At 63.2% G+C, this 25486-nt stretch carries 21 protein-coding genes; 11 read left to right on the forward strand and 10 right to left on the reverse strand.

Going from position 1 to position 25486, the window contains the following annotated elements:
• The first annotated feature begins 26 nt into the window (after positions 1-26).
• The gene (locus OCK01_RS09195) at positions 27-1715 is read left to right on the forward strand and encodes a hypothetical protein (RefSeq protein WP_263823679.1); all 1689 of its coding nucleotides are present in this window, start codon (positions 27-29) and stop codon (positions 1713-1715) included.
• 76 nt (positions 1716-1791) lie between these two features.
• Here OCK01_RS09195 and lysS read toward each other — a convergent pair whose 3' ends face one another.
• From lysS to OCK01_RS09210, 3 genes are all read right to left on the reverse strand, one after another.
• A complete protein-coding gene (gene lysS, locus OCK01_RS09200; protein WP_263823680.1) occupies positions 1792-3288 on the reverse strand; it encodes a lysine--tRNA ligase in 1497 nt (498 codons plus the stop codon).
• Positions 3289-3477: 189 nt separating this feature from the next.
• A complete protein-coding gene (gene gltX, locus OCK01_RS09205) occupies positions 3478-4935 on the reverse strand; it encodes a glutamate--tRNA ligase (RefSeq protein ID WP_263823681.1) in 1458 nt (485 codons plus the stop codon).
• Positions 4936-5118: 183 nt separating this feature from the next.
• On the reverse strand, positions 5119-5814 hold the full coding sequence (locus tag OCK01_RS09210) for a TetR/AcrR family transcriptional regulator (protein ID WP_263823682.1): 696 nt from the start codon (positions 5812-5814) through the stop codon (positions 5119-5121).
• A gap of 136 nt (positions 5815-5950) precedes the next feature.
• On the opposite strand from OCK01_RS09210, the gene OCK01_RS09215 reads away from it, so the two are divergent.
• Together OCK01_RS09215 and OCK01_RS09220 are read left to right on the forward strand one after the other, a co-directional pair.
• Positions 5951-7141: an HlyD family secretion protein gene (locus OCK01_RS09215; RefSeq protein WP_263823683.1), complete on the forward strand. Its 1191-nt coding sequence runs from the start codon at positions 5951-5953 to the stop codon at positions 7139-7141.
• A gap of 64 nt (positions 7142-7205) precedes the next feature.
• Positions 7206-8783 (forward strand): DHA2 family efflux MFS transporter permease subunit, encoded by a 1578-nt coding sequence (locus OCK01_RS09220; RefSeq protein ID WP_263823684.1) that lies wholly within the window; start codon positions 7206-7208, stop codon positions 8781-8783.
• A 14-nt stretch (positions 8784-8797) separates the two neighbouring features.
• On the opposite strand, the gene OCK01_RS09225 is transcribed toward OCK01_RS09220, so the two are convergent.
• From OCK01_RS09225 to OCK01_RS09240, 4 genes are all read right to left on the reverse strand, one after another.
• Positions 8798-9202, reverse strand: coding sequence for a hypothetical protein (locus OCK01_RS09225; RefSeq protein ID WP_182828262.1), 405 nt, complete (start codon positions 9200-9202; stop codon positions 8798-8800).
• Positions 9203-9305: 103 nt separating this feature from the next.
• Positions 9306-10259, reverse strand: coding sequence for a 2-hydroxyacid dehydrogenase (locus OCK01_RS09230; RefSeq protein ID WP_263823685.1), 954 nt, complete (start codon positions 10257-10259; stop codon positions 9306-9308).
• An 11-nt stretch (positions 10260-10270) separates the two neighbouring features.
• Positions 10271-11293 (reverse strand): LacI family DNA-binding transcriptional regulator, encoded by a 1023-nt coding sequence (locus OCK01_RS09235; RefSeq protein ID WP_182828264.1) that lies wholly within the window; start codon positions 11291-11293, stop codon positions 10271-10273.
• Positions 11294-11425: 132 nt separating this feature from the next.
• Complete coding sequence (locus tag OCK01_RS09240) at positions 11426-11941, reverse strand: MarR family winged helix-turn-helix transcriptional regulator (protein ID WP_182828265.1); 516 nt, start codon at positions 11939-11941, stop codon at positions 11426-11428.
• A gap of 72 nt (positions 11942-12013) precedes the next feature.
• Here OCK01_RS09240 and OCK01_RS09245 point away from each other — a divergent pair, with 72 nt between their 5' ends.
• The gene (locus OCK01_RS09245) at positions 12014-12796 is read left to right on the forward strand and encodes a creatininase family protein (RefSeq protein WP_263823686.1); all 783 of its coding nucleotides are present in this window, start codon (positions 12014-12016) and stop codon (positions 12794-12796) included.
• Positions 12797-12814: 18 nt separating this feature from the next.
• Here OCK01_RS09245 and OCK01_RS09250 read toward each other — a convergent pair whose 3' ends face one another.
• On the reverse strand, positions 12815-14707 hold the full coding sequence (locus OCK01_RS09250) for a methyl-accepting chemotaxis protein (protein WP_263823687.1): 1893 nt from the start codon (positions 14705-14707) through the stop codon (positions 12815-12817).
• A gap of 229 nt (positions 14708-14936) precedes the next feature.
• Between OCK01_RS09250 and OCK01_RS09255 the strand changes: the two genes are divergently transcribed.
• The 4 genes from OCK01_RS09255 to OCK01_RS09270 all read left to right on the forward strand — a co-directional run bounded on the left by OCK01_RS09255 (position 14937) and on the right by OCK01_RS09270 (position 19651).
• On the forward strand, positions 14937-16055 hold the full coding sequence (locus OCK01_RS09255; RefSeq protein ID WP_263823688.1) for a CobW family GTP-binding protein: 1119 nt from the start codon (positions 14937-14939) through the stop codon (positions 16053-16055).
• Positions 16055-17044, forward strand: a complete 990-nt coding sequence (locus tag OCK01_RS09260; RefSeq protein ID WP_263823689.1) for a WD40 repeat domain-containing protein — start codon at positions 16055-16057, stop codon at positions 17042-17044. Before OCK01_RS09255 ends, OCK01_RS09260 begins: the two co-directional genes overlap by 1 nt.
• A gap of 5 nt (positions 17045-17049) precedes the next feature.
• Positions 17050-17469, forward strand: a complete 420-nt coding sequence (locus tag OCK01_RS09265) for a DUF2267 domain-containing protein (protein WP_263823690.1) — start codon at positions 17050-17052, stop codon at positions 17467-17469.
• A gap of 160 nt (positions 17470-17629) precedes the next feature.
• Positions 17630-19651: a DEAD/DEAH box helicase gene (locus tag OCK01_RS09270; protein ID WP_263823691.1), complete on the forward strand. Its 2022-nt coding sequence runs from the start codon at positions 17630-17632 to the stop codon at positions 19649-19651.
• A gap of 62 nt (positions 19652-19713) precedes the next feature.
• Here OCK01_RS09270 and OCK01_RS09275 read toward each other — a convergent pair whose 3' ends face one another.
• Positions 19714-20151, reverse strand: a complete 438-nt coding sequence (locus OCK01_RS09275) for a glyoxalase superfamily protein (RefSeq protein ID WP_263823692.1) — start codon at positions 20149-20151, stop codon at positions 19714-19716.
• A gap of 222 nt (positions 20152-20373) precedes the next feature.
• Complete coding sequence (locus tag OCK01_RS09280) at positions 20374-21393, reverse strand: LacI family DNA-binding transcriptional regulator (protein ID WP_182828270.1); 1020 nt, start codon at positions 21391-21393, stop codon at positions 20374-20376.
• Between the two features lie 433 nt (positions 21394-21826).
• Here OCK01_RS09280 and OCK01_RS09285 point away from each other — a divergent pair, with 433 nt between their 5' ends.
• The 3 genes from OCK01_RS09285 to OCK01_RS09295 all read left to right on the forward strand — a co-directional run bounded on the left by OCK01_RS09285 (position 21827) and on the right by OCK01_RS09295 (position 25449).
• The gene (locus OCK01_RS09285) at positions 21827-23188 is read left to right on the forward strand and encodes an ABC transporter substrate-binding protein (protein ID WP_263823693.1); all 1362 of its coding nucleotides are present in this window, start codon (positions 21827-21829) and stop codon (positions 23186-23188) included.
• A gap of 105 nt (positions 23189-23293) precedes the next feature.
• Positions 23294-24304: a carbohydrate ABC transporter permease gene (locus OCK01_RS09290; RefSeq protein WP_263823694.1), complete on the forward strand. Its 1011-nt coding sequence runs from the start codon at positions 23294-23296 to the stop codon at positions 24302-24304.
• A complete protein-coding gene (locus OCK01_RS09295) occupies positions 24304-25449 on the forward strand; it encodes a carbohydrate ABC transporter permease (RefSeq protein ID WP_182828272.1) in 1146 nt (381 codons plus the stop codon). The genes OCK01_RS09290 and OCK01_RS09295 overlap by 1 nt, the downstream gene beginning before the upstream one ends.
• Positions 25450-25486: the final 37 nt, after the last annotated feature.

The raw sequence follows: 25486 nt of genomic DNA on the forward strand, positions 1-25486 counted from the left end.
TTGCGTATTGGCCCGGAGTATTGCGTGTGAAGATCGGCCTGCCAAAGATCCGCTTCTCCAAGAAGCTGGCGATCATATCCGCTGGCATGCTGGCGCTTCTGGGCGGCACCGGGGCCGCCGCGCTCTATGTCGGCAAGGACGAAATTCTCGGGCCGCCGAAGCCCAACACCACCGGCGGCGAATGCCAGACGATCCAGACCATGGTGCTGAAGACGCCGGGCAAACGGCTGTGGATGCGCAAATATGTGAAGATGGCCTCCGCCGACGCCGACATGCGCATCAAGACCGCGCTGCGCGTGGCGGGCCTGCTCGCCAAGACCAACAAGGTGGACCTGATCCAGGTGTCGATCCTCGACGATCGCGGGCCCGACAAGCGCGCCTTCATGCGCGGCCGCGCCATCGGCGCCGAGGTGGTGATCGCGCTCCAGCCGCGCTACGTGCCTGAGATGAAGCAGCCGTTCATCGCGCGCTATTATGACGGTCTCCCGGCCGAGGACGGACGCTTCTATGGCGAGCGGGTCGACCTCGACGCCGAGGAAGTGAAGATCTTCATGGCGGCGATGAAGGACGAACCGGACAAGAAGGATTGCGCCGACATTCCGAAGCCGGAACCGGCCGAAGGCGAAAAGCCGGCGCATGGGGCCGCCAAGCCAGAGCATGGCGCGCCGACGGTGTCGGAAGGTCATGCCGCGCCCGCCGCCGAAGGCCACGGCGAAGCGCCGGCCGAGGGCCACGGCGAAAAGACCGCAGAGGGCCATGGCGAAACGCCGGCCGGCGGCGAGGAAGCGAAAGCCGAAAGCCATGGCGAAGCGCCCGTCGCGGAGCCGTCGATGATGGATTCGGTGCTGGGCATGGTCGGTCTGGGCGGCGGCGAGGACAAGCCTGCCGAGGGCCATGACGCGTCCCAGAAATCCGAGGACCATTCGGCTCCGGCCAAAGAAGGACATGCCGCGCCCGCCGCCGAAGGCCATGGCGAGGAAAAGCCTGTCGCCGAAGGCCATGGCGAAACGCCAGCCAGTGGCGAGGAAGCCAAGTCAGAGGGTCATGGTGAAGCGCCTGCCGAAGAGCCGTCGATGATGGACTCTGTGATGGGCATGGTCGGCCTGGGCGGCGGCGATGAAAAGCAGGCCGAGGGCCATGACGCCTCCAAGAACACAGAGGGCGAAACCGCGCCCGGCGAGCAAGCTCATGAAACCGCCTCCGCCGCGCCGGAGCCGTCCATGATGGATTCCATGCTGGGCATGGTGGGTCTCGGCGGCGAAGAGAAACCCCCGGAAGATCATGCACCGGCAAAGGCGGAGGGCGAACACGCTCCCGCCGAAAAGCCGTCCGACGCGGCCGAGGGCGATCACGCCGAGCCAGCCGAGGATCACGGCGCGGCCAGCGAACATGACGCCGCTGTGGATCAACCTGCTCAGGCGCATGCGGCGCCGGCGGAAGACGCCAAAGCCGGAGATCATGCCGCGGCCGAAGGTCATGACGCCGCGCCCGGCGAAGGACATGCCGCTCCAGCCGAAGACCACGCTGTGCCTGTGGAAGATCATTCTGCATCCGAAGGCCATGCCGCGCCGGTGGAGGAACATGGAGCCGCCGGCGAAGCGGACGCCGCGCCGAAGCCGGAGGAACATGGCCAGGCGGACCCTGCCGGGCATGATGCGGCGCCTGCCGAAGACCACGCCGCCGCCGAGAGCCCGCCGGTCGAAACCGCGCATTGAGCGCAGAGATCAAGAAATCGAAAAAGCCCCCGGACGGCCTCGTCGCGGGGGCTTTTTTGTTTCGGACTATCCGTGCTCAGTCTGCCTTGTTACGGCGGGCCGGGAAGAGGATGACGTCGCGGATCGACGGCGCATTGGTGAGCAGCATGATCAGGCGATCGACGCCGATGCCGAGGCCGCCGGCGGGCGGCATGCCCTGGTCGATGGCGTCGAGGAACTCGTCGTCGAGCTGCTTGTCCTTCTCGCCGCGGGCATGGGCCTGCTCGAGCTGTTCGACCATGCGCTTGCGCTGCTCTTCGGGATCGTTGAGTTCCGAGAAGGCGTTGCCGACTTCCCAGGCGTTGCAATAGGTCTCGAAGCGTTCGACCAGACGCGGCTCGCCCGGCACCTCCTTGGCGAAGGGCGAGATGTCCTTGGGGAAATGGGTGACGTGGCTCGGCTGGATCAGCGTGCCCTCGACCTTTTCCTCGAAGATGAAGGCGAGGCATTCGCCCCAGGTCCAGTCCTTTTCGACTTCAAAGCCGGCGGCCTTGGCGGCTGCGCGGGCTTCCTCATCCGTCTTGATGGCGAGGAAATCGATGCCGGTGGCGTCCTTGACGGCGTCGGGCATGGGCACGCGCTTGAACGGACCCTTGAAGGAGATCTGCTTGTCGCCGAAGGTCACTTCGGGCGTGCCGTGGATGGAGACGGCGAGACCTTCGAACAGCCGCTCGACGAGACCCATAATGTCCTCGTAATCGGCATAGGCCCAGTAGCACTCCATCATGGTGAATTCCGGATTGTGCCGGGTGGAGACGCCTTCGTTGCGGAAGTTGCGGTTGATCTCGAACACCTTGTCGGACAGGCCCGAGACCAGTGTGCGCTTGAGGTACAGTTCCGGCGCAATGCGCAGATACATGTCCATCTTCAGCGTGTTGTGGAAGGTCTTGAACGGATCGGCGGTGGCGCCGCCATAGATGGTCTGCAACATCGGCGTCTCGACTTCGAGAAAGCCTTCGCCTTCCATGAACCGACGGATGCCGGAGACGATCTTCGAGCGCTGCTGGAAGCGGAGCTTGGAATCCTCATTGGTGAGGATGTCGAGATGGCGCTTGCGGTAGCGCAGCTCGATGTCGGCCAGGCCGTGATACTTCTCCGGCATCGGCAGAAGCGTTTTGGTCAGCATGGTGATTTCATGGGCGTTGATGGTCAGTTCGCCGCGCTTGGTGCGGCGGACCTGGCCCTTGACGCCGATGATGTCGCCGAGATCGATCATCGGCAGCAGCGCGCGGGCTTCTTCCGGGGTCGTGTCCTTGTGGGAGAAGATCTGGATCTTGCCCGAGGCGTCATGGATGTCCATGAACATGCCGGAATTGCGCGAGGAATAGACGCGGCCGGCGACCGTGACGATATCTTCCGATTCCTGGTCCGGCTCGAGACCGGCATATTTCTCCGCGAATTCCGCATTGGTCAGCGTGCGGTGGAAATGCGCAGGATAGACGTCGCCGACGGTCTTGCGCAGCTGGTCGAGCTTCTGGCGGCGGACTTCGGTGGGGTCGGAGGAAAGCGCGGTTTCGGTCTTCTGTTCGGTCATTCTATCTGCCTCGGCTCGGAGTGCGTTTCACCCCCCTCTGTCACTTCGTGACATCTCCCCCACAAGGGGGGAGATTGGTCGCCGCCGTGACGGGTCTTGCCCAATCTCCCCCCATGTGGGGGAGATGCCCGGCAGGGCAGAGGGGGGTATTCCATGCGCTGCCGCCTGATGGCGGCGTTTCATTCAATATCAGTTCTGTGCGCCCACCATCGAGGTCAGCACCTGGATCGCCACTTTGAGCCGCTGGCGAACGACCGAGCGGCCGAGCAGCGCCATGCTGTCAAACAGCGGCAGCGAGCGCTGGCTGCCGGAGACGGCGACGAAGAGCGGCGGGGTCACGACGCGGAGTTTCTTGCCGAGACGATCGGAAATGGCGCGCAGTTCTTCCTCGATGGTCCCGACATTCCATTCGAGGATCTTTTCGAGATCGGCCTGAACGGTGGTGACGATCTCGAGCGTCTCGGCCGGAGAGGTCTTGAGGCTGGCGAAGGAGGCGGGCGTCAGGCCGACATCGTTGGACAGCAGGAAGCCGGCGAGCGGCGGCAATTCGCCGAGCTTGGTCACGCGGCTCTGGGAGAGCTTGAGCCCCTCGACCAGCCTGTCGTTTTCGGACGCCCAGTCGAGCACGCGCGCGACGAACTCTTCCGGCGACAGCTTTTCGCGCAGCCAGCGACCGTTCAGCCAGTCGAGCTTCTGGACATCGAAGATCGCGCCGGCCTTGGAGAGATTGTCGGGATCGAACTTCTCGATCAGCTCTTCCATCGACAACAGTTCTTCGCCTTCGGCGATCTGGATGAAGAACAGGCCGAGGAAGTTCATCAGCGCTTCCGGCAGATAGCCGAGCGCCGAGTAATAGGAGATCGAGGTCGGGTTCTTGCGTTTGGAAAGCTTCGACTTGTCGGCGTTGCGCATCAGCGACAGATGCATGAACACCGGCGGCTCGAGACCGAGATAGCGATAGATGAGGATATGCTTGGGCACCGACGCCAGCCATTCCTCGCCGCGGGCCACATGGGTGATCTTCATCAGGTGGTCGTCGACGACGTTGGCCATGTGATAGGTCGGCATGCCGTCGGCTTTCAAGAGCACCTGCATGTCGACGCTGTCCCAGGGGATCGACACGTCGCCATAGACGCCGTCGTGGAAATCGCAGGAGCCCGAGGTCGGGATCTTCATGCGCACGACATGCGGCTCGCCGGCTTCGACGCGGGCGGTGACTTCTTCGGCCTTGATATGCAGGCAGAGCCCGTCATAGCCCGGGGGCTTTCCGGCGGCGCGCTGCGCCTCGCGCATCTGTTCAAGCCGAGCCGGTGTGCAGAAGCAGCGGAAGGCGTTGCCTTCCTCGACCATCTTTTCGACGAAGGGGCGGTAGATGTCCTTGCGCTCGGACTGGCGATAGGGGCCGTGGGGACCACCGACATCGGGGCCTTCCGACCAGGTGAGGCCGGTCCATTTCAGCGCGTCCAGCACTTTCTGCTCGAATTCGGCCGTGGAGCGGGTGGCGTCGGTGTCCTCGATGCGGAGGATGAATTCGCCGCCATGCTTCTTGGCGAAGAGATAGTTGAACAGCGCGATATAAGCGGTGCCGACATGCGGTTCGCCGGTGGGAGAAGGTGCGATGCGGACGCGGACGCCTGAAGTTGTCATGTTACTGGCCCATGGATCATGCAAAAAAGCCGCCGCGCCAGCCAAGGCCTTTTGGGCCGGCCGGCTCGCCGGATGAAATTCGGTGGGGAAGAAGTCGCGGAGACGCCATGAGATGCGGCGGCGCCGGACAATTCCGTCAGCGCCGCCTTAGGCCATATTCAGCCCAAGTCGTCAAGGAAAAGCTCATTCGGACGGCTTGGCGGCATAGGCTCCGAGGAAGAGGCGGAGCGCTTCGCGCACGTTCCGGGCGATGCGCTCGGGCGAGGGCGGTTCCGGCATCTCGTTGAACAGGCGCGACCGGAAAATGCCGGCCATGCAGAGTTCGGCATATTGGCGGGCGGCCAATTCGGGATCTTCGATGTTGCGGAGCGTGCCGAGTTCGAGCTGCTTCTGGATGTAAAGGGTGAGCAGCATCGGGCCGCCGCCGGGGCCGGTGGTGTAGAAGCGCTTGGCGAGATCCGGCATGCGGTCGAGCACGCCGATGACCATGCGCATGGCGGGTATCACCCGCTCGGAACAGATATGCTCCGTCAGGCCGACGCCGAACTGGCGCAGCGTTTCGTCCAGCGGCAGGCCGCTTTCCAGCACCTGGCGGAGCATGCTCATGATGCGGCTTTTCTGCCGGTCGATCATCGCCGCAAAGAGATCTTCCTTGTTGGCGAAATAGACATAGAGCGTGCCTTTGGACACGCCGGCGGCGCGGGTGATGTCGTTCATGCTGGCGGCGTCATAGCCGAGCTGCATGAAAACCTGCTGGGCTCCATCGAGGATCTGTTCCCGCTTGGCGGGATCTTCCCCCGCTGCGGGTCGCCGTCCCGGACCACACAGGCTGAGCTGCTGCGGTTCCTCCACCGGGGCGCGGCTTTCCTTGTTCGCCATGCCTTTTCCCATTTGTTCATTTTATTCGAACCGCGTGGTTCGATTGATGTTGCTATGGAACAAAAAAGGGACTATGTCAATTTCAAACCGAACCGTTCGGTTCGATCAGATCGCCGCCCAAAGAATCGAGTTCGTCATGGCCAATCCGACCAGCAGCGCCAAAGTCCGTCCCGTGGACGAAGAGTTCAAAGCCGAGCCCGCAGCAGAGGCTCCGCGCGCGCCCGCAGCGCCCGTCCAGGTCGCCGCCGCGCCGCCGCAGAGGGCCAGGTCGAAGGGCGGGGTCAGGAAGGTGGTGTTGCCGATACTGCTGCTCGCCGGTCTCGCCGGCGGGGCTTATTACGGCCATGAATGGTGGATCGATGGACGGTTCATGGTGTCGACCGACGACGCCTATATCGGAGGCGATATCACCAACATCGCCTCCAAAGTGTCCGGCTATGTCGCCCGTGTCGACGTCATCGCCAATCAGCGGGTGAAGAAGGGCGATCCGCTGGTCACCCTCGATTCCGGTGACTATCGCATCGCCGTCGAACAGGCGGACGCAGCGATCGCGACGCAGAAGCTGGCGCTGCAACGTTTCGATGCGCAGATCGAAGCGGCTCGCGCCTCCCTGTCCCAAGCCGAAGCCTCGAAGACGGCCTTGCAGGCGACGTTGCGCGGCGCCGAGATCACCGAACAGCGCGCCAGCAAACTCGCGGCCAACAATGCCGGCACGGTCGCAGATCTCGACAACGCCCAGGTTGCGCTCGATCAGGCCAAGGCCAATCTGGTGGGCGCGGATTCCGCCATCGCCTCGGCCAAGGCCAATATCGCCGTCGTCACCGCGCAGAAGGCGGAAGCCGAAAGCCAGATCCGCACTCTCGAATTGTCGAAGGACAAGGCAGCCCGCGATCTAGGGTTCACCGTGATCAAGGCGCCTTTCGACGGCGTCGCCGGCAATATCGCCGTGCAGGACGGCGATTTCATCTCGGCGGGTCAGAAGCTCGCCGCTCTGGTTCCGGTCACCGAGCTTTACGTCGACGCCAATTTCAAGGAAACGCAGTTGGCCGGCATCCACCCGGGCGCCGATGTGACGCTCGAAGTCGACGCGCTCGGCGGCGAGACGCTGCATGGCGAGGTCGTGTCGATCTCCCCCGCCTCCGGCTCGGTGTTCTCGCTGCTGCCGCCGGAAAATGCGACCGGCAATTTCACCAAGGTGATTCAGCGCGTGCCGGTTCGCATCCGGCTGCCGAAGGACGCCCTGGAAAGCGGCCATCTGCGGGCGGGTCTCAGCGTCGTCGCCGAAGTCGACAGCCGCACCGGCGATCCGGCCCGGCATCTGAAATAAGCGCAATTCCCGCAGTCTGGTTCAAAGCGTCGCGCCCGGTGGGGCGACGGACAGGAGGCCCGCCATGGCGGCCACGACAAGCAGCATGGCGGGAGCGCCTGCCCAACAGATGGATACGCGGCGGCTGATCGCCTTCTTCGCCATGGTCTTCGGCATGTTCATGTCGATCCTGGACATCCAGATCGTCTCGGCGTCGCTCTCGGAAATTCAGGCCGGGCTGAGCGCCAGCAACGACGAGATCGCCTGGGTGCAGACTTCCTATCTGATCGCGGAAGTGATCATGATTCCGCTGTCCGGCACTTTGGCGCGGGTGTTGTCGACGCGCGTGCTGTTCTCCGTGTCCGCGGCAGGTTTCACCATCGCTTCGGCGCTCGCCGCCACCGCCACCAATATCGACCAGATGATCGTCTATCGCGCGATCCAGGGCTTCATCGGCGGCGGCATGATTCCCTCGGTGTTCGCCGCGGCCTTCACCATCTTCCCGCCGTCCAAACGCGCGGTCGTCTCGCCGATCATCGGTCTGGTGGCGACGCTGGCGCCGACGATCGGGCCGACGGTCGGCGGCTATCTCACCAGCATCTTTTCCTGGCACTGGCTGTTCCTGGTCAATGTCATCCCGGGCGTCATCGTGGCGATCACCACCTGGATGTTCATCGATTTCGACAAGCCCGATCATTCGCTGATGAAGAAATTCGACTGGACCGGCCTCGCCGCCATGGCGGTGTTTCTCGGATCGATGGAATATGTTCTCGAAGAAGGCAACGCCAAGGGCTGGTTTGACGACGAGCACATCATCATGGGCACGGTCGCTCTGACCGCCGGCGCGCTCGTATTCTTCTGGCGGGCCTTCACCGCGCCGTTCCCGATCGTCGATCTCAAGGCGTTCAAGGACCGGAATTTCGCCTTCGGCTCGATGTTCTCCTTCATCATGGGCATCGGGCTCTATGGTCTGACTTATCTCTATCCGCAATATCTCGGTCACATCAGGGGATATGACTCGCTGATGATCGGCGAGACGATGTTCGTGTCGGGTCTGGCGATGTTCTGCACCGCGCCGATCGCCGGCATCATGTCCAGCAAGCTCGATCCGCGCTTGATGATGATGGTCGGTTTCGGCGGGTTTGCGCTGTCCAACTACATGATGGCGCATCTGACGGCGGATTGGGATTTTTATGAGCTGCTCGTGCCGCAGATCCTGCGCGGCTTCTCGCTGATGTTCGCGATGGTGCCGATCAACAACGTCGCCTTGGGAACCCTGCCGCCGAACCGCATCGCCAATGCGTCGGGGCTCTACAACCTCACCCGCAATCTCGGCGGCGCGGTGGGGCTCGCGGTCATCAATACGCTGATCACACAGCAGAACAAGGTCCACTACGGGCAACTCGCCGAGCATGTGAATCCGGCCAATCCCGAGGCCGTGTCGATGATCGCCAATCTCACCGCCAAATATGACGGGGCCGGCATGGACGGCTCGGCGATCGCCGTTCAGAAGGTGGTGGGCATGGTCAACCAGCAGGCCTATGTGATGTCCTTCATCGACATCTTCATGCTGTTGGCGCTGTTGTTCTCCGCACTCGTGGTGCTGGCGATGACGCTGAAGAAGCCGCGCGCCGCTCCGGCCGCCGCCGGCGGCGGGCATTGACGCTTTTCGGGCGCTCAGCCGATGCCGTTGAGCGCCAGGACTGCGTTTTCGGGCTCGAGGCTTTCATATTCGACGCCGTCGCCGAAGCCGAGCGTCAGGATCGCCTCGCCGCCGTCATTGGTCAGCGCCACGGTGCCGTCGCCATTGTCGGTCCAGTTACGGGCCGTGGCGAGGCCGGGCCAGACCTGCTCGCAATCGGCGCTCGCCTGAACCTGTCTCGAGCGGGAGCTGAGCAGTTTGCCTCGGGTGACGATGCAGACCGCTCCATTTTCCATGTTGGAGACGGTGAATTCCTTGTTGTCCGGCCTGGCGACCGATGCGGATGTCACGGGGTCGATCCTGGCCGCGCCCTCCTGGGCCGGCAGATAGACATATCCCGCAGCGATGATGGCCGCTGTGACCGCGAACATGCGAAGCATGGCTTGCTCCTTCTTCCGACGAAATTTTAGAAATTCCGCAGACGAGAATGCGCGGCAAACCTTACCCGAGCGTTAACGATTAATATTTATGGTGAATCAAGCCTTAATCGAGCAGGGCCCGGCATTCCGGAACCGGCGTGACAGGGGCTTTGTCACCGAGGAAGGCGATCAGATTGTCGGCGACGAGGTCGGCCATGGCGTTGCGGGTGATCACCGAAGCCGAGGCGACATGCGGCAAGAGCGAGACGTTGTCGAACTCCAGGAGGTCGGCTGGAACGTTCGGCTCGTCGTCGAACACGTCGAGGCCGGCGCCGGCGATCTCCTTGGCTCGCAGCGCTTCGATCAGATCGGGTTCGCTGACGGTCCAGCCGCGGCCGACATTGATCAGCACGCCGTCGGCGCCGAGCGCTCGCAAAATCTGCCGGTTGATGGTGCGATGCGTGTCCGGCGTCTTCGGCACGATGGCGATCAGCGTGTCCACGGTTTCGGCCAGCGCTTCCAAAGTGGGAAGGTAGTCGTAGGAAACGCCAGGCTTGGGGCTGCGGGTGTGGTAGCTGATCTTGACGTTGAAGGGCTCCAGCCTCCGGGCGATCTGCTGGCCGATGCGTCCGAGGCCATAGAGGCCGACATGGCGGCCGCGCAAGGACAATGGCGAAAGGCGGAACGCGCCTTCTTTCACCCAGCGGCCGGCGCGGAGATAATTCTCCGCCTGCGGCAGGAGACGGATCGTGTTGATCAGCAGACCGATCGTGGTGTCGGCCACCTCTTCGTCCAGCACTTCGGGCGTATTGGACACCATCACGCCCTTGCCGGCGCCATAGGCCGCGTCGACGCCGTCATAGCCGACGCCGAAATTGGCGACCATCTTCAGATTGGGCAGGGCGTCGAACAGCGGCGGTTTGAAGTCGTTGAAGGTGGTCGCGCCGGAGACGGTTTCCGCCATTTCGGGCGTCACGTCTTCCGGCCGCGCGCTCGGCAGCTCGAGGAGACGAAAATGCGGCGCGAGCCGTTCGCGGAAACGGGGATGGGCGCGGCCGACCATCAGCACGGTTTTCATGAGCGTCACCTTTATTTGCGAGGTTTCATCGGCCCCGTTGACTGACGGATGCGCATTTCGGGCTTGATCAGATGCAGTCCGTCCGGCTCGTGGCTGCCGGCGAGACGATCGAGAAGGGCGCGGGCGGCCAGTCGTCCGACTTCGGACTGGCCGTTCCACACGGTGGTCAGCGCGGGCGTGGCGATCGAGGCCTCTTCGAGGTCGTCATAGCCGGTCACGGAAATATCCACCCCGGAAATCAGTCCGGCGCGAGCGACGCCGTTCATCAGGCCGATGGCGACGAGATCGTTCCAGCAGACGGCGGCGGTCGGCTTGAGCGGATGAGAGAGAAAATTCACCGCCGCCTCGAAACCGCCCTGCCGGGTGCGGGGGCCGGGAATGCGCAGCTCCGGAAGCACGGCGATATCGGCCTTGCGCAGCGCATTGACATAGCCCTGGTAGCGGTCGCGGCCGGTCGAGGTCTGGTCAGTGCCGCCGACCATGGCGATGACGCGGTGGCCGAGCGAAATGAGATGGTTGGTGGCGAGCGAAATGCCGTAGCTGTCGTCGCCGCGGAAGGCGGGCAGATTGACGTCCTCGATCGTCCGGGCCACCAGAATGACCGGCATGCCGTTTTCCTCGGCCAGTTCGAGATCGATCTTCGGCGTGCCGATGGCGGGCGACATGATGATGCCGTCGCCGCCGAGCTGCAGCATGGTTTCGATGAAATTCCGCTGTTTCTCGACGGAATCATAGTGATTTGACAGAATGAAGGTGTGCTGGCTGCGGTCGAGTTCACTTTCGATCGCCTTGAGGATTTCGGCGTAGAACGGGTTCATGATGTCATGAACGATCACGCCGATGATGCCGGAGCGGGACGTGCGCAGGCTGGCGGCGCGCCGGTTGTAGATATAGCCGAGCGCGCGCGCCTGATCCTTGATCTTCTCGCGCGTCGAAGCGGCGACCAGCGGACTGTCGCGCAGCGCCAGCGACACGGTGGCGGTTGATACGCCGAGCGTCTCGGCGATCGTCGACAGTTTTATCTTCTGAGCCATGCGTCCTCCCAGGAGGTCGGCCGCCCGAACGCGCCGCCAGACGCGCATGCAGGGCTGCATAATCCTCCTAAATCGTTTGAGGTATCACATAGCCGACGCGCCGCAAGGTCGACGACGGAGAAAAGCGAAGCATTATTCACCGAAACCGTCGCCCTTGTCGTTTTCCTGGCCGAGATTGCCGTTGATCTTTCTGAGAAGCTTGCAGAATTGGCGGATTTCCTTGTCGCTGAAGCCGGTCAGGGCGAAGGCTTCGGTCGCCTTGACCGCATAGGAAATCGCGCCGACTTGCCTGCGTCCGAGATCGGTCAACGCTGCGCGCATCTGCCGGCCGTCGCTCTCGTCGGCGACGCGCTTGATGAAGCCTTGCGCTTCCATGCGCGACAGCGTGCGCGTCATGGTCGGCGGTTTGACGCCGAGTTCGGCGGCGATCGCGCCCGCGGTCATCGTTTCCTGCGACGACAGCGCCAGGATCACGCCGTCCTGGCCGGCATAGAGGCCGCTCGCGGACAGCGAACGCGTCAGGAAGGTGCGCATGGAGCGGGCGGCTTTGGTGAGTTCGGGCTGTAGCGTCCCCGGCTCGTATTTCTCCTTGGGCTTGTCCTTGTCTTCGGACTTATCCTTCTTGGCCTGTTTGTCCTTCTTGGCCATGCCCTGCCCCGCCCTAGGATTTTCTGCTTTCCGTCTGTATGACGTATGGCGATTGGCAAAGGCAAGGAAAAGATGAGCAATATGCCGGGACCGCCGCCCGGCGGCTGGAGCGACCGCATCGCCATCCTGCCGCTCGGGGCGCATGAATATCACGGGCCGCATCTGCCGCTTCAGACGGATGCGGTGATCGTGGAAGGGATGGCTGCGCGTCTTGAGGCGGCGCTCGGAGCGCGCGACGTGATCCTGCTGCCGGTGGAGCCGGTCGGCTACTCGCCGGAGCATCTCGATCGGCCGGGGACACGAAGCCTCGGCTACCAGGAGGCCATCGAACGCTGGCTCGGCATGGCCGAGACGCTGCGCGGGCAGGGCGTGGGACGCCTGATGCTGCTCAATGCGCATGGCGGCAATTCGCCTCTTCTGTCGATCGTCGCCATGGAGGCGCGCCTGCGTTTCGGGATGCTCTGCGTCGCCACCAGCTGGACGCGCTTCGGTATTCCGGTCGACATCGTGCCGCCGGAGAGGAAGGCCTTCGACATTCATGGCGGCGAGATTGAGACATCGGTGATGCTGGCGCTCAGGCCCGATCTGGTCGAACGCGAGAAATGCACGAACTTTGCGTCCCGCCAAGCGGATTTCGCGCGGAATTTTACCCATTTGCGCGCTTACGGGCCGCATGCCTTCGGATGGATGATGCGCGATCTCAACGATAAGGGCGCGGCCGGCGATGCGCGACTGGCCACCAGTGAGAAAGGCGAGGCGCTTTTGACCCATGCCGTCTCGGGGCTCGTGGAGCTGGTGGACGACATGGCGAGGTTCGACCTCAGCTTGTTCTCGCCGGGCGGGCGAGGCGGCTGAGACGCCTTGATCCGGACCTCAGGCGGCGCGGCGGACCGCCCGGGTGGTGGACGCGCTCAGGCGGAAGCGCTCCAGCAATTCATGCAGATGCCGGCTCTGTTCGGAGAGCGACATGCTGGCGGCGGTGGTTTCCTCGACCATGGCGGCGTTCTGCTGGGTCATCTGGTCCATGTGATTGACCGAGCTGTTGATTTCCTGCAGCGCCGAAGCCTGTTCCTGGGTCGCCTTGGAAATGGTCTCGATGTGATCGTTGACGCGGTTGACCAGGCCTTCGATCTCCAGCAGCGCCTCGCCGGTCGAGCGGACCAGGCCGACGCCGGTGGAGACTTCCGTCTCCGACTGGTTGATCAGCGCCTTGATTTCCTTGGCGGCGTTGGCGGAGCGCTGGGCGAGTTCGCGGACTTCCTGCGCCACGACCGCGAAACCCTTGCCGGCGTCGCCGGCGCGGGCGGCTTCGACGCCCGCATTCAGGGCAAGCAGATTGGTCTGGAAGGCGATCTCGTCGATCACGCCGATGATCTGGCTGATCTTGCCCGAGGATTCCTCGATGCGGCTCATGGCGGAGACAGCGTCGCGGACGATTGCGCCCGATTTGCCGGCGCTGTGCTTGGTCTCCACCATCATCGAGGTCACCTCATGGGCGCGCTGCGAGGTGCTGCGCACGGTGGCGGTGATCTCGTCGAGGGCGGCGGCGGCTTCTTCCAGCGAGGCGGCCTGCTGTTCGGTGCGGCGGGAGAGGTCGTTGGCGGCTGCGCTCAGTTCGCGGGTGTTGTCGTTGATCGTCGAGCCGGAAAGGCGGATGCGTTCGATCGTCGAGGCGAGCGTTTCCATCGTCGCGTTGACGTTGTTCTGCAGTTCGGCGAAGGCGCCGCGGAATTCGCCCTGCATGGTCTGGGTGAGATCGGCGTCGGCGAGCGCGCCGATCACGCGGCGCATCGCGCCGACACCCTTGTCGACCGTGCCGACCAGCTCGTTCACGCTCAAGGCGAAGCGGTTGAGGTCGGGATTGTCGTAATCCTTGGAAATGCGCAGCGAGAAATCGCCGTTGACGGCGGCGGCGACCACGCCGCTGATCGTGTTCTGCAGTTCGGCGCTCTTGGCGTGCAGCGCCTGTTCCTGCGCTTCGAGCTGGCGCATGGCGATGCTGTTCTTCCGGAAGATTTCCATGGCCCGGGCCATTTCGCCGATCTCGTCCTGGCGGGCGGTGCTGTCGACCTCGCCGGAGAGATCGCCGCCGGCTAGCCGGCTCATCGCGCCGGTCAGCGCCTTGATCGGTCTGGAGATGCCGTTGCGGGCGATGTAGGAGCTGACGCTGCCGCCGATGATCACGCAGAAGGCCGCGACGCCGATCTGCACCCAGATCGCGAGATCGGCTTCGCTGAGCGCGTTGACGCGGGCCGTCGCCAGGCTTTCGCCCGAGGATTTGCTGTAGATCTTGACGGCGGCGGTCACTGCCTTCTGCGCGTCGAGCGCCTTGCCGAGTGCGGCTTTCAGCCCCGCAGCGTCGCCGCCGTCCTGCGCCGTCTTCACCATGGCGCGGATCTGGTCGAAATAGGCGAGGAGCGCAGTCTTCACATCCGCGAGCATCGCTTTTTCGTCGGGGCTCGCCACCTGCTCGATCTTCGGCAGCCGCTCCAGCATTTCGCTGGCGCGCTTTTCGGTTTCAGCGGCGAAATCCGCTGCCTTCTCCGGCGCGAGCGCCAGCTGATACGTCATGCGGCTGATGGCGATGATGTCGACGCGCAGGTCCATGGCTTCACGGGCCATTTCTTCGCGGGTTCCGACCGAGGCCAGCGTGCCGCCGATATCGCGCATGCCGAGAATGCCGACGCCGGCGATTGCGAGCGACGCCACGGCCATGAAGATCATGACGAGGCCAATTTTCATCTGGATCGGCAGATTCTGCAGCATGAGAGTCTCTTCCTCGCGGTTTGTGCAGGATACGAATTCTTGTGCGTCGCAAAAATGAATATATAGTAATATAAAATACCCTAGAATTTGCGGGAAAATTTATAGGCCGCGGCTCAGCCCTTTTCGCGCATGGTTGCTGAAAAGAGCCTCGACAGGCATTTGCGCTCGCTCCTCATCTCTCCTATATAGAGCGCCGATGATATAATATTACATTCCGCGAGGAAGTCTCATGACCGAAGCCCAGACCGCCAAGCCAATTCCCGTCACCGTGCTCACCGGCTATCTCGGCGCCGGCAAAACGACGCTGCTCAACCGCATTCTGACCGAGAGCCATGGCAAACGCTACGCCGTCATCGTCAACGAATTCGGCGAGATCGGCATCGACAACGACCTGATCGTCGAGTCGGACGAAGAAATCTACGAAATGAACAATGGCTGCATCTGCTGCACCGTGCGCGGCGACCTGATCCGCGTGGTCGAAGGTCTGATGCGCCGTCCCGGCCGCTTCGACGCGATCATCGTCGAAACCACGGGTCTCGCCGATCCGGTGCCGGTGGCGCAGACCTTCTTCATGGACGAGGACGTCCGCTCCAAGACCCAGCTCGACGCCGTCGTCGCGCTCGTCGACGCCAAGCATCTGCCGCTGCGCCTCAAGGACAGCCGCGAAGCCGAAGACCAGCTGGCTTTCGCCGATGTGGTGCTGATCAACAAGACCGATCTGGTCGAGCCTCAGGAAGTCAAGCGCATCGAGGAGATCGTGCGCGTGATCAACCCTTCGGCCCGCATCTATCACACCCAGCGCTCGAATGTGGAGCTTGGCAAGATCCTCGACGTCGGCGCTTTCGATCTCGAACGCGCCATGGAGAACGATCCGCATTTCCTCGAGCATGGCCATGAAGACCATGTCTGCGGCCCGGATTGCGACCATCACCATCATGACCATGATCACGACCACCATCATCACGATCATGATCACCACGGCCATGACCACCATCATGATCACGACCATGGGCATGATCATCACCATGCCGCGCCGTCCGCCATTCACGACGTGACGGTGCAATCGATCTCCCTGCGCGGCGGCGAGATGAACCCGAAGAAGTTCTTCCCCTGGATCGAGAAGATCACCCAGGTGCAGGGTCCGAACATTCTGCGCCTCAAGGGCATCATCGCCTTTGACCAGGACGACGAACGCTATGTGGTGCAGGGCGTGCATATGATCATCGAAGGCAATCACCAGCGTCCGTGGAAGGACGGCGAAAAGCGCGAAAGCCGTCTCGTCTTCATCGGCCGCGAGCTCGACCGCAAGAAGATCGAGGAAAGCTTCAAGGCCTGTGAGGCCGCCTGATGCCCACAGTCGCGCCGCTTGATCTGGAAGGCCACGTTTACGGGGCCTTCTTCCTTGGCGATACGCCGTTTTTCGCCGCCTCTTCGGGTGAAATCCATCGACTCGACAATGGGCATAAAGTCTCCGAAGCCCATCATGGCCTGTTGACCGCCGTCGTCGATCCCGCGTCCAAATCGCTGATTACCGGCGGGGAAGACGGCAAGGTGTTGCGCATCGCCGCCGATGGCGCGGTGACGCAGGTTGCGGAAGCGCCGCGCAAATGGATCAACGCCGTGGCGGCCGGTCCATCCGGCGCGGTCGGTTTCGCGCATGGCAAGACGGCGGTGGTGGTGACCGCAGACGGCAAGAGCCGCGAATTTACTGAGCAGCGCACCATCGAGCATCTGGCGTTTGCGCCTAAGGGCCTGCGCATCGGCGTCGCGCGCTATAATGGCGTGACGCTGCATTGGGCGGGCACAAACGGCGCGCCCGTCGATCTCGAATGGAAGGGCGCACACACTTTCGTGACCTTTTCGCCCGATGGCCGCTTCCTCGTCACCGCCATGCAGGAAAGCGCGCTGCATGGCTGGAAACTTGACGTCAAGCCGGGCGAAGAAACCCGCCATATGCGCATGAGCGGCTATCCCGCCAAAGTGAAGTCGCTGTCCTGGTCGCCCAAGGGCAAATGGCTGGCTTCATCAGGCGCGCCGGCGGCGATCGTCTGGCCGTTCTCGTCCAAGGACGGGCCTATGGGCAAGGCGCCGCTGGAGCTCGGCACGCGCGCCAATATCATGGTGACCTCGGTGGCCTTCCATCCCAACGAGGAGGTTTTGGCCATCGGTTTCATCGACGGCATGATCCTCGGCGTGCGCCTGGCCGATGAAAAGGAAGCGCTGCTGCGCCGTCCGGGCAAGGGCGGCATTTCCGGCATGAGCTGGTCGCAAAGCGGCAAGCTGCTGGCTTTCTCGTCGGACGCCGGCGATTGCGGCGTGGTCGACATCTCGGTCTGAGCCTGATGACCGTGCCGGCCGAATATGCCCATGCGGACAGGGATTTCGAGCGCTTCATGACCGCGCTTCTCGATCTCACCACTCTGGAAACGCGTCACCGCGCCTATGCGGTGACGCGCGCCGTGCTGCATGTGTTTCGGGCGCATCTGTCGGTTCATGACGCGCTGGTTTTTGCCGATGCTCTGCCCGCAGTGCTTCGAGCGATCTTCGTCGAGACCTGGCGTCCGCCGGCAGAGCTCCCGCCGTTTCCAGACCGCGCGGCGCTGGCGCGCGAAGTCCGCGCCAACAGACGCGATCACAACCTCGCCGATGACGACAGTATCCGTTTGGTCGCCCGCGCATTGCGCGCCAGTCTGGATCAAATCACTCTTGATCGCGCGCTTTCACGGCTGCCCCATCAGGCGCGAGACTATTGGGCTGCTTAACCATTGGCCCGTAAATCATGCGGCTTCGGCCTTTTCCCTGTACATTTGCCCTCAATCAGCCTATGAACGCGCCAATTCCGATTTGCGGCGCAGCAAATGGCGTCGCGCGACTTCCAGGGCTTTGGGCCCGCCGGTCGCAACAGCATCCGAAAGACATGGAATGACAGATATACAAGCTCTTGAGCCGGCGCTCGCCGTCGCGCTCGAAAAACGCGGCTATTCCGAACTGACTCCTGTGCAGAAAGCCGTGCTCGCGCCCGAACTCGAAGGCCGCGATGCGCTGGTCTCGGCGCAGACAGGCTCCGGCAAGACGGTGGCCTTCGGCCTGGCGCTCGCCCCGACGCTCTTGGCCGGCAAGGCTCGTTTCGACCGCGCCGACGCGCCTTTCGCGCTGGCGATCGCGCCGACCCGTGAACTCGCGCTGCAGGTCGCCCGCGAACTCGAATGGCTTTACGCAGAGGCCGGCGCGCAGATCGCCACCTGCGTCGGCGGCATGGACATGCGCAACGAACGGCGCGCGCTCGATCGCGGCGCCCATATCGTGGTCGGCACGCCCGGCCGTCTGCGCGACCACATCACCCGCAATTCGCTCGATCTTTCGGCCATCCGCGCCGTGGTGCTCGACGAAGCCGACGAGATGCTCGACCTCGGTTTCCGCGAGGATTTGGAGTTCATTCTCGAATCCTCGCCCGAAGAACGCCGGACTCTGATGTTCTCTGCGACCGTGTCCAAGCCGATCGCCAAGCTGGCCGAAAGCTATCAGCGCGACGCGATCCGCATCGCCACCGCCTCCGAACAGAAGCAGCATGTCGACATCGACTATCGCGCGCTGGTCTGCGCTCCGGCTGATCGCGACAACGCCATCGTCAACGTGCTGCGCTATTACGAAGCGCCGAACGCCATCGTGTTCTGCAACACCCGCGCCGCCGTCAATCACCTGACGGCGCGGCTGCACAATCGCGGCTTCACCGTGGTGGCGCTGTCGGGCGAACTCAGCCAGAACGAACGCAGCCACGCATTGCAATCGATGCGCGACGGGCGCGCCCGCGTCTGCATCGCAACGGATGTCGCCGCCCGCGGCATCGACCTGCCCAATCTCGAACTGGTCATTCACGCCGATCTGCCGACCAATCCGGAAACGCTGCTGCACCGTTCGGGCCGCACCGGTCGCGCCGGCCGCAAGGGCGTGAGCGCAGTCATCGTGCCGACCAGCGCCCGCCGCAAGGCCGAGCGCGTGCTGCAGGCCGCCACTGTCCGCGCCACCTGGGCTTCGCCGCCCTCGGCCGACGAGGTGAACGCCCGCGACGACGAGCGGCTGATGGCCGACGACATGCTGACGCGGATCGCCGACGAGGACGAGATCGACATCGGCGCACGCCTGATCGAGACGCATGGCGCGGCCCAGGTGGCCGCCGCCTTCCTCAGGCTCTATCGCGCCGGCCGCTCCGCGCCGGAAGAATTGGTCGATATCGGCCAGGTGTTCGACGGCGGCGCCAACCGCCGGCCGCCGCGTGACGGCGATCGGCCGGCTGGACGCGAAGACGCGGCCCCGCGCCGCCGCGAGGATTTCGGCCCCAGCGCCTGGGTGTCGCTGTCGGTCGGTCGCAAGCAGAACGCCGAGCCGCGCTGGCTCATTCCCGTCCTTTGCCGCAACGGCGACATCACCCGCCACGACATCGGCGCGATCAAGATGCAGCAGGACGAAACCTTCGTGCAGATCTCCAACGACAGCCTCGAGCATTTCCTCGCGGCGATCGGTCCCAACAAGACGCTCGAACGCGGCATGCGCCTGAGGCTCGTCGAGGGCGAACCGGATCTGCGTCCGACGCGCAGCGCGCCGCGTTTCGACGGCGATCGCAAGCCGCAGGGCGAGCGCAAGTCCTATGGCGACCGCAAGCCGCAGGAGCGCGGCGATGAGCGTCCCCGCAGCGACGATCGCAACACCTCCTGGGAAAAGCCGCAGCGCGAAAAGCCGGCCGGTCGCCGCGCCGATGCGACAGCCGATGATTTCGGCGGCGCGCCGAAGAAGAAGTTCGGCCGGAAGCCGGAATATGCCGGCGATCGCTCCGCCTATCAGGATCGGCCGCCGGCCGACCGCCCGGGCAAGGATTGGGGCAAGCCGTCCAAGCCTGCTCGCGCCGGCGATGAAAAGCCCAAGCGCAAGAAGAAGAGCAACGGCTGACGCCTGATTGCCTGACGTCTATTCGACGCGCTCCCTCATGCGGGGAGCGCGTTTTGCTTTGGTCAGGCCAGTTGAAGATGCGGCGCGCCGTCCGACGTCTTCTCCACCGTCCTGCCATCCGGTCCCAGCGTGCAGACGACGCGTTTTCGAAAAACATCGAAACTTTCGAACTTCGACACATTGACCGGTTCGTCGAAATCGAAGGCGACCCTGACGACGTCGTCCGATCCGTTCATCCGCTGCAGCGACACGACCCTGCCCCGAAACGGTTTGCCGAGATAGAGGCCGGAGGCGTGGTCGCCGACCTGCAGGCGCGGCGGCGGCCTATTGCCGAGCCGGGCGTGCAGCGTGTTCCAGTCGCGAAAGCCGTATTGGGCGGCGATCAGTTCCAGTGATTTCGAATGGGTGACGGGGGAACCCTGGCTGGCCAGCGCGTCGCGCAGGCGGCGGGCCTGGGCCTTGATGTCCTCCATAGAGGGTAGGCGGGATGTCTCGCTCATGGCGGTCCTCATGGCGGCGTTTCCTGACTGCTTGGGACCCGCATTGCCAAGGCGAAACGCCTCATTGGGAACGATGAAAGAGATCGCGCCGGAAACTTCACCATGTCTTGAGACTGCGGGCGGCAGGGGTTTCCATCCCTTGACGTCCCGCTAAGCGCTTTTGCGGTGAAAGTCAAATCCTCGGCAATCCGCCTCCTGCGGAATAGCTCGGGCCTGCCCCGATCAGGCCGCAGGCGGCGGGCAGGTGGATTCGCGCAAAACGAGTTCCACCGGCCAGATCTCGTGATGATTCGTCACGTCGCGGCCGGCGAGCATCTGCAGGATGATGTCGCCGATCCTGACGCCCGCCTCGCGCATCGAGGAGCGGGTGGTCGACACGGTCGGCACCATATTGTCGGCGTTGATATAGTTGAACACGTCGTCATGGGCGATCAGCGACAGGTCGCGGCCGAGCTGCAGACCGGCCGAACGCACCGCGCGCATGACGCCGAGCGCGCTCATCATCGAACCGGCCAGCACCGCCGTCGGCGGTTCCGGCAGCGCCAGGAAGTCCTGCATGGCGCGATAGCCGATATCGTCGGTGAACAGGCCGTTGACCACCAGCATGTCCGGCGCCTGCAGGCCGCGTTCCTTCATGGCGCGGCGGTAGCCCTGTTCGCGATGTTCGGCGAAGACGTCCCCCTTGGCGCCGTTGATCAGGCCGATGCGCTTGTGGCCGATATCGAGCAGATAGCCGGTCGCCCGATACATGGCGCCGAGATTGTCGATGTCGAGCCAGGGATAGCCGCCGTCCTCGTCGCCGCGTCCATGGACGATGAAGGGCATGTTGAGCTCTTTGAGAAACTGCATGCGTTCATCGTCCAGCGTCGGCGTGTGGAGAATGACCGCATCGACGCGCTTGGAGGCGGCGAGCCGTCGATAGGCGGCGAGTTCGGCCTGCCTGTCCTCGACGACGGTGATCAGGATGTCGATCTGACGGGTTTCCAGCCGGCTGCCGAGTCCGGCCATGAATTCGGTGGTGTTGGGGTCGAAGCCCAGACCTTCGCGCATGACGATGCCGACAGCGCCTGCCCGGCCCGTGGCGAGGCCCGCCGCCGAGCGATTGGGGTGATAGCCGAGCTCCTGGGCCAGCCGAAGGATCCTCTCGCGCGTTTCGAGCTTGACTTCGGGATAACCTGAAAGCGCGCGGCTGACGGTGGTTTGGCTCATGCCGATGGATTTGGCGAACTCTTTCAAGTTCATGGTGGCCTCCTCGGATTGCCGGCGCCGGGTTCACACCGCGCATGGCGACCCTCAATCGCCATGTCGGCGCCGCACTTTCAAAAATCCTACGACAGGCGCTTGATAATTGAAAGCGCCATCAATTGTTTTTTATCCGTGTTGTCAAAGCAGCTTTCCGGCAGCGAGGACGGGCAGTCGTCCGAATAAATCGGACTATTTCCTCTTGTTGTTGATATAAAGCACTTATTGCCGGTATGACGTCCAATGATCGCCCATCGCGCGTAAAATCTTGCCGCTGCGCCCTTGACACTCAACCCTTAAAGACGCTTTAATCATTTAAAGCGCTTTCAATATCTGGGCTCCAGATGTTCGAAAGAGTGAGGATGAACGCTTGCAGGGGGACGGCAGGCGAAGGCCGCGCCCTTAATTTATCCGATCCAGGGAGGATTGCCGAATGAAGAAGATCTTTTTGATGTCCGTGGCCGCTATGGCCCTGATGGCCGGCGCCGCGAGCGCCGCCGATCTCAAGTTCAAGCCGGGTGAAGACAAGCGCTTCAACTGGGCGAGCTTCGAGGAATTCAAGGCCGCGCATGGCGACGTGAAGGGCCAGACGCTGACGATTTTCGGACCGTGGCGCGGTGAAGACGAGACGCTGGTCAAGTCGATGCTCGCCTATTTCGAGGACGCGACCGGCGCGACCGTCAACTATTCTTCCTCTGAGAACTACGAGCAGCAGATCGTCATCGACACCCAGGCCGGCAGCCCGCCGAATATCGCGGTTCTTCCGCAGCCGGGTCTTCTCGCCGACCTCGCCTCCAAGGGCTTTCTGGTCGATCTCGGCGGCGACGCCGCCAAGTGGATGACCGAGAATTACGCCGCCGGCGATTCCTGGGTCAAGCTCGGCAGCTACAAGGGCAAGGACGGCGCAGACCATTTTTACGCCTTCCCCTACAAGGCCGACCTGAAGTCGCTGGTCTGGTATTCGCCGGACAATTTCGAGGACGCGGGCTATGAAGTGCCCAAGACCATGGAAGAGCTGAAGGCGCTGACCGAGAAGATCGCCGCCGACGGCCACAAGCCCTGGTGCATCGGGCTCGGTTCCGGCGGGGCCACCGGCTGGCCGGCGACCGACTGGGTCGAAGACATGATGCTGCGCACGCAGAAGCCCGAGGTCTACGACCAGTGGGTCACCAACCAGATTCCGTTCAACGATCCGGCCGTGGTCGGCGCGATCGATGAATTCGGCTGGTTCGCCCGCAACGACGCCTATGTCGACGGCGGCGCCAAGGCGGTGGCCTCCACCGATTTCCGCGACAGCCCGAAGGGCATGTTCTCCTCGCCGCCCAAGTGCTACCTGCACCGCCAGGCGTCGTTCATTCCGTCCTTCTTCCCGGAAGGCACGAAGCTCGGCCAGGATGCGGATTTCTTCTACCTGCCGCCCTACGCCTCCAAGCCCGATCTCGGCAACCCGGTGCTCGGCGCCGGCACGCTGGTGGCGATCACCAAGGATTCGCCTGTCGCCCGCGCCTTCATCGCCTGGCTGCAGACGCCGATCGCCCATGAAGTGTGGATGGCGCAATCTGGTTTCCTGACGCCGTTCAAGAAGGTCAATCCGGACGCCTATTCGAACGAACCTTCGAAAAAGATGGGTGAAATCCTGACCAACGCCACGACCTTCCGCTTCGACGGTTCCGACCTGATGCCCGGCAAGATCGGCGCCGGCGCCTTCTGGACCGGCATGGTGGACTACGCCGGCGGCAAGTCGGCCGAAGATGTCGGCGGGGAAATCCAGAAAGCCTGGGACGCGCTGAAGTAAATCTTCCGGCCGGCAAAATCGGAGTGAGGCTGCAGCTTTCGCGGCCTCACCACATCTTCTTCAGAACAGAAGTCATATCGCGATCTTCAGGGGAGGGGCTCAGCGATGGAGCAGTTGCTTTACGCCATAGTGACGATGATCGCGGGGGTGGCGGGCTGCGCCGCCTATTTCTTCCTGTCGAATTTCCTGCTCGATCTCGCGCTGCCGTCGCGGGGATCCAATGCCGCAGCGGCGGCCCGCAACATGCGCCGCGCCGCCTTGATCAGACCCTGGCTGTTTCTCGGCCCCGCGCTTCTCGCCTTGACGCTCTATCTGATCTACCCCGTCATCGAATCCGTCCGGCTGTCCTTCCATGGCAAGGACGGCCAGCAATTCGTCGGTTTGTACAATTACATCTGGATGTTTGGCGATACGCAGTTCCGCGAATCGATCTTCAACAATTTCCTCTGGCTGCTGGTGGTGCCGGCGCTGGCCACGTTCTTCGGCCTGGTGATCGCGGTTCTGACCGACCGCATCTGGTGGGGCAACATCGCCAAGTCGCTGATCTTCATGCCGATGGCGATCTCCTTCGTCGGCGCGGCGGTGATCTGGAAATTCGTCTATGACTATCGCGACGCCGGCTCCGAGCAGATCGGCATTCTCAACGCCTTCATCGTCTGGCTCGGTTTTCAGCCGCAGGCCTGGATCACCATTCCCTTCTGGAACAACTTCTTCCTGATGGCGATCCTGATCTGGATCCAGACCGGCTTCGCCATGGTCATCCTGTCGGCGGCGCTGCGCGGCATTCCCGACGAAACGATCGAGGCGGCGGTGATCGACGGCGCCAACGGTTTCCAGATCTTCTTCAAGATCATGGTGCCGCAGATATGGGGCACCATCGCGGTGGTCTGGACCACCATCACCATTCTCGTGCTGAAGGTGTTCGACATCGTGCTCGCCATGACCAACGGTCAGTGGCAGACGCAGGTGCTCGCCAATCTCATGTTCGACTGGATGTTCCGCGGCGGCGGCGATTTCGGCCGCGGCGCGGCGATCGCCATCGTCATCATGGCGCTGGTCATCCCGATCATGATCTGGAATATCCGCAATGCGCGGGCCGAGATGGAGGGCCGCTGATGTATGCGAGCAAGAAATCCCCGCTGATCTGGGTCGTTCATCTCTCGGTCCTGCTCATCGTCGCATTATGGACGCTGCCGACTGCGGGCCTGTTCATCTCGTCGTTCCGCGACAAGAACCAGTTGGCCGTATCGGGCTGGTGGACGGCCTTGTCGACTTCGCGCCAGAATATCGTCTATCGCGCGCCCTCGCCGGAAGAGCAGGTCGAACGCGACGGCGCCTTCGTCATCACAGGCAATGCGCTGGAAGAACGCGGCGGCACGGTGGTCGCCTGGGGCGTGAGCACGCAGCAGCCCGAAGCCTACAAGCCCGGCGACAGCGCCGAGTTGCGTGACGGCTCCAAGATGTCGGTGAAGGATGACGGCTCCTTCGAGATCGTCTCGCCCACCCGTATGGAAGGGTCGCGCGGCCAGCGTTTCGTCGTGGTCAGCGAGACGCCGCCGCGGTTTACGCTCGACAATTACCGCGAAGTGCTGACGTCGGCCGGCATCGGCTCGTCCTTCATCAATTCGCTGACGGTGGCGATCCCCTCGACGGTCATCCCGATCCTCGTCGCGGCCTTCGCGGCCTATGCGCTGGCCTGGATGAAGTTTCCCGGCCGCTCGATTCTCGTTGCCGTGGTGGTGGGCCTGCTGGTGGTGCCGCTGCAGATGTCGCTCATCCCACTGCTCAAATTCTACAACGGCGTCGGCGCTTTCTTCGGCGTGCCGTCCAAGACATATCTCGGCATCTGGCTCGCCCATATGGGGTTCGGCCTGCCGCTCGCCGTCTATCTGCTGCGCAACTACATGGCCGGCCTGCCCAAGGAAATCATGGAATCCGCCCGCGTCGACGGCGCCTCGGACTTCGAGATCTTCGTCAAGATCGTGCTGCCGCTGTCTTTCCCGGCGCTCGCCTCCTTTTCGATCTTCCAATTCCTCTGGACCTGGAACGATCTTCTGGTCGCAATGGTGTTTCTGGGCACCGGCAATGACGAACTGGTGCTGACGGGCCGGCTGGTCAACCTGCTCGGTTCGCGCGGCGGCAATTGGGAAATCCTCACCGCCTCGGCCTTCATCACCATCATCGTGCCGCTTCTGGTGTTCTTCACCCTGCAGCGTTTCCTGGTGCGCGGCCTGCTCGCCGGCTCGGTGAAGGGCGGCTGACGATGACCGGCGCAATAGAAATCAAAGAAGAAAAATT

Source organism: Rhizobium sp. TRM95796, from assembly GCF_025779995.1.
Lineage (GTDB): Bacteria > Pseudomonadota > Alphaproteobacteria > Rhizobiales > Rhizobiaceae > Rhizobium_E.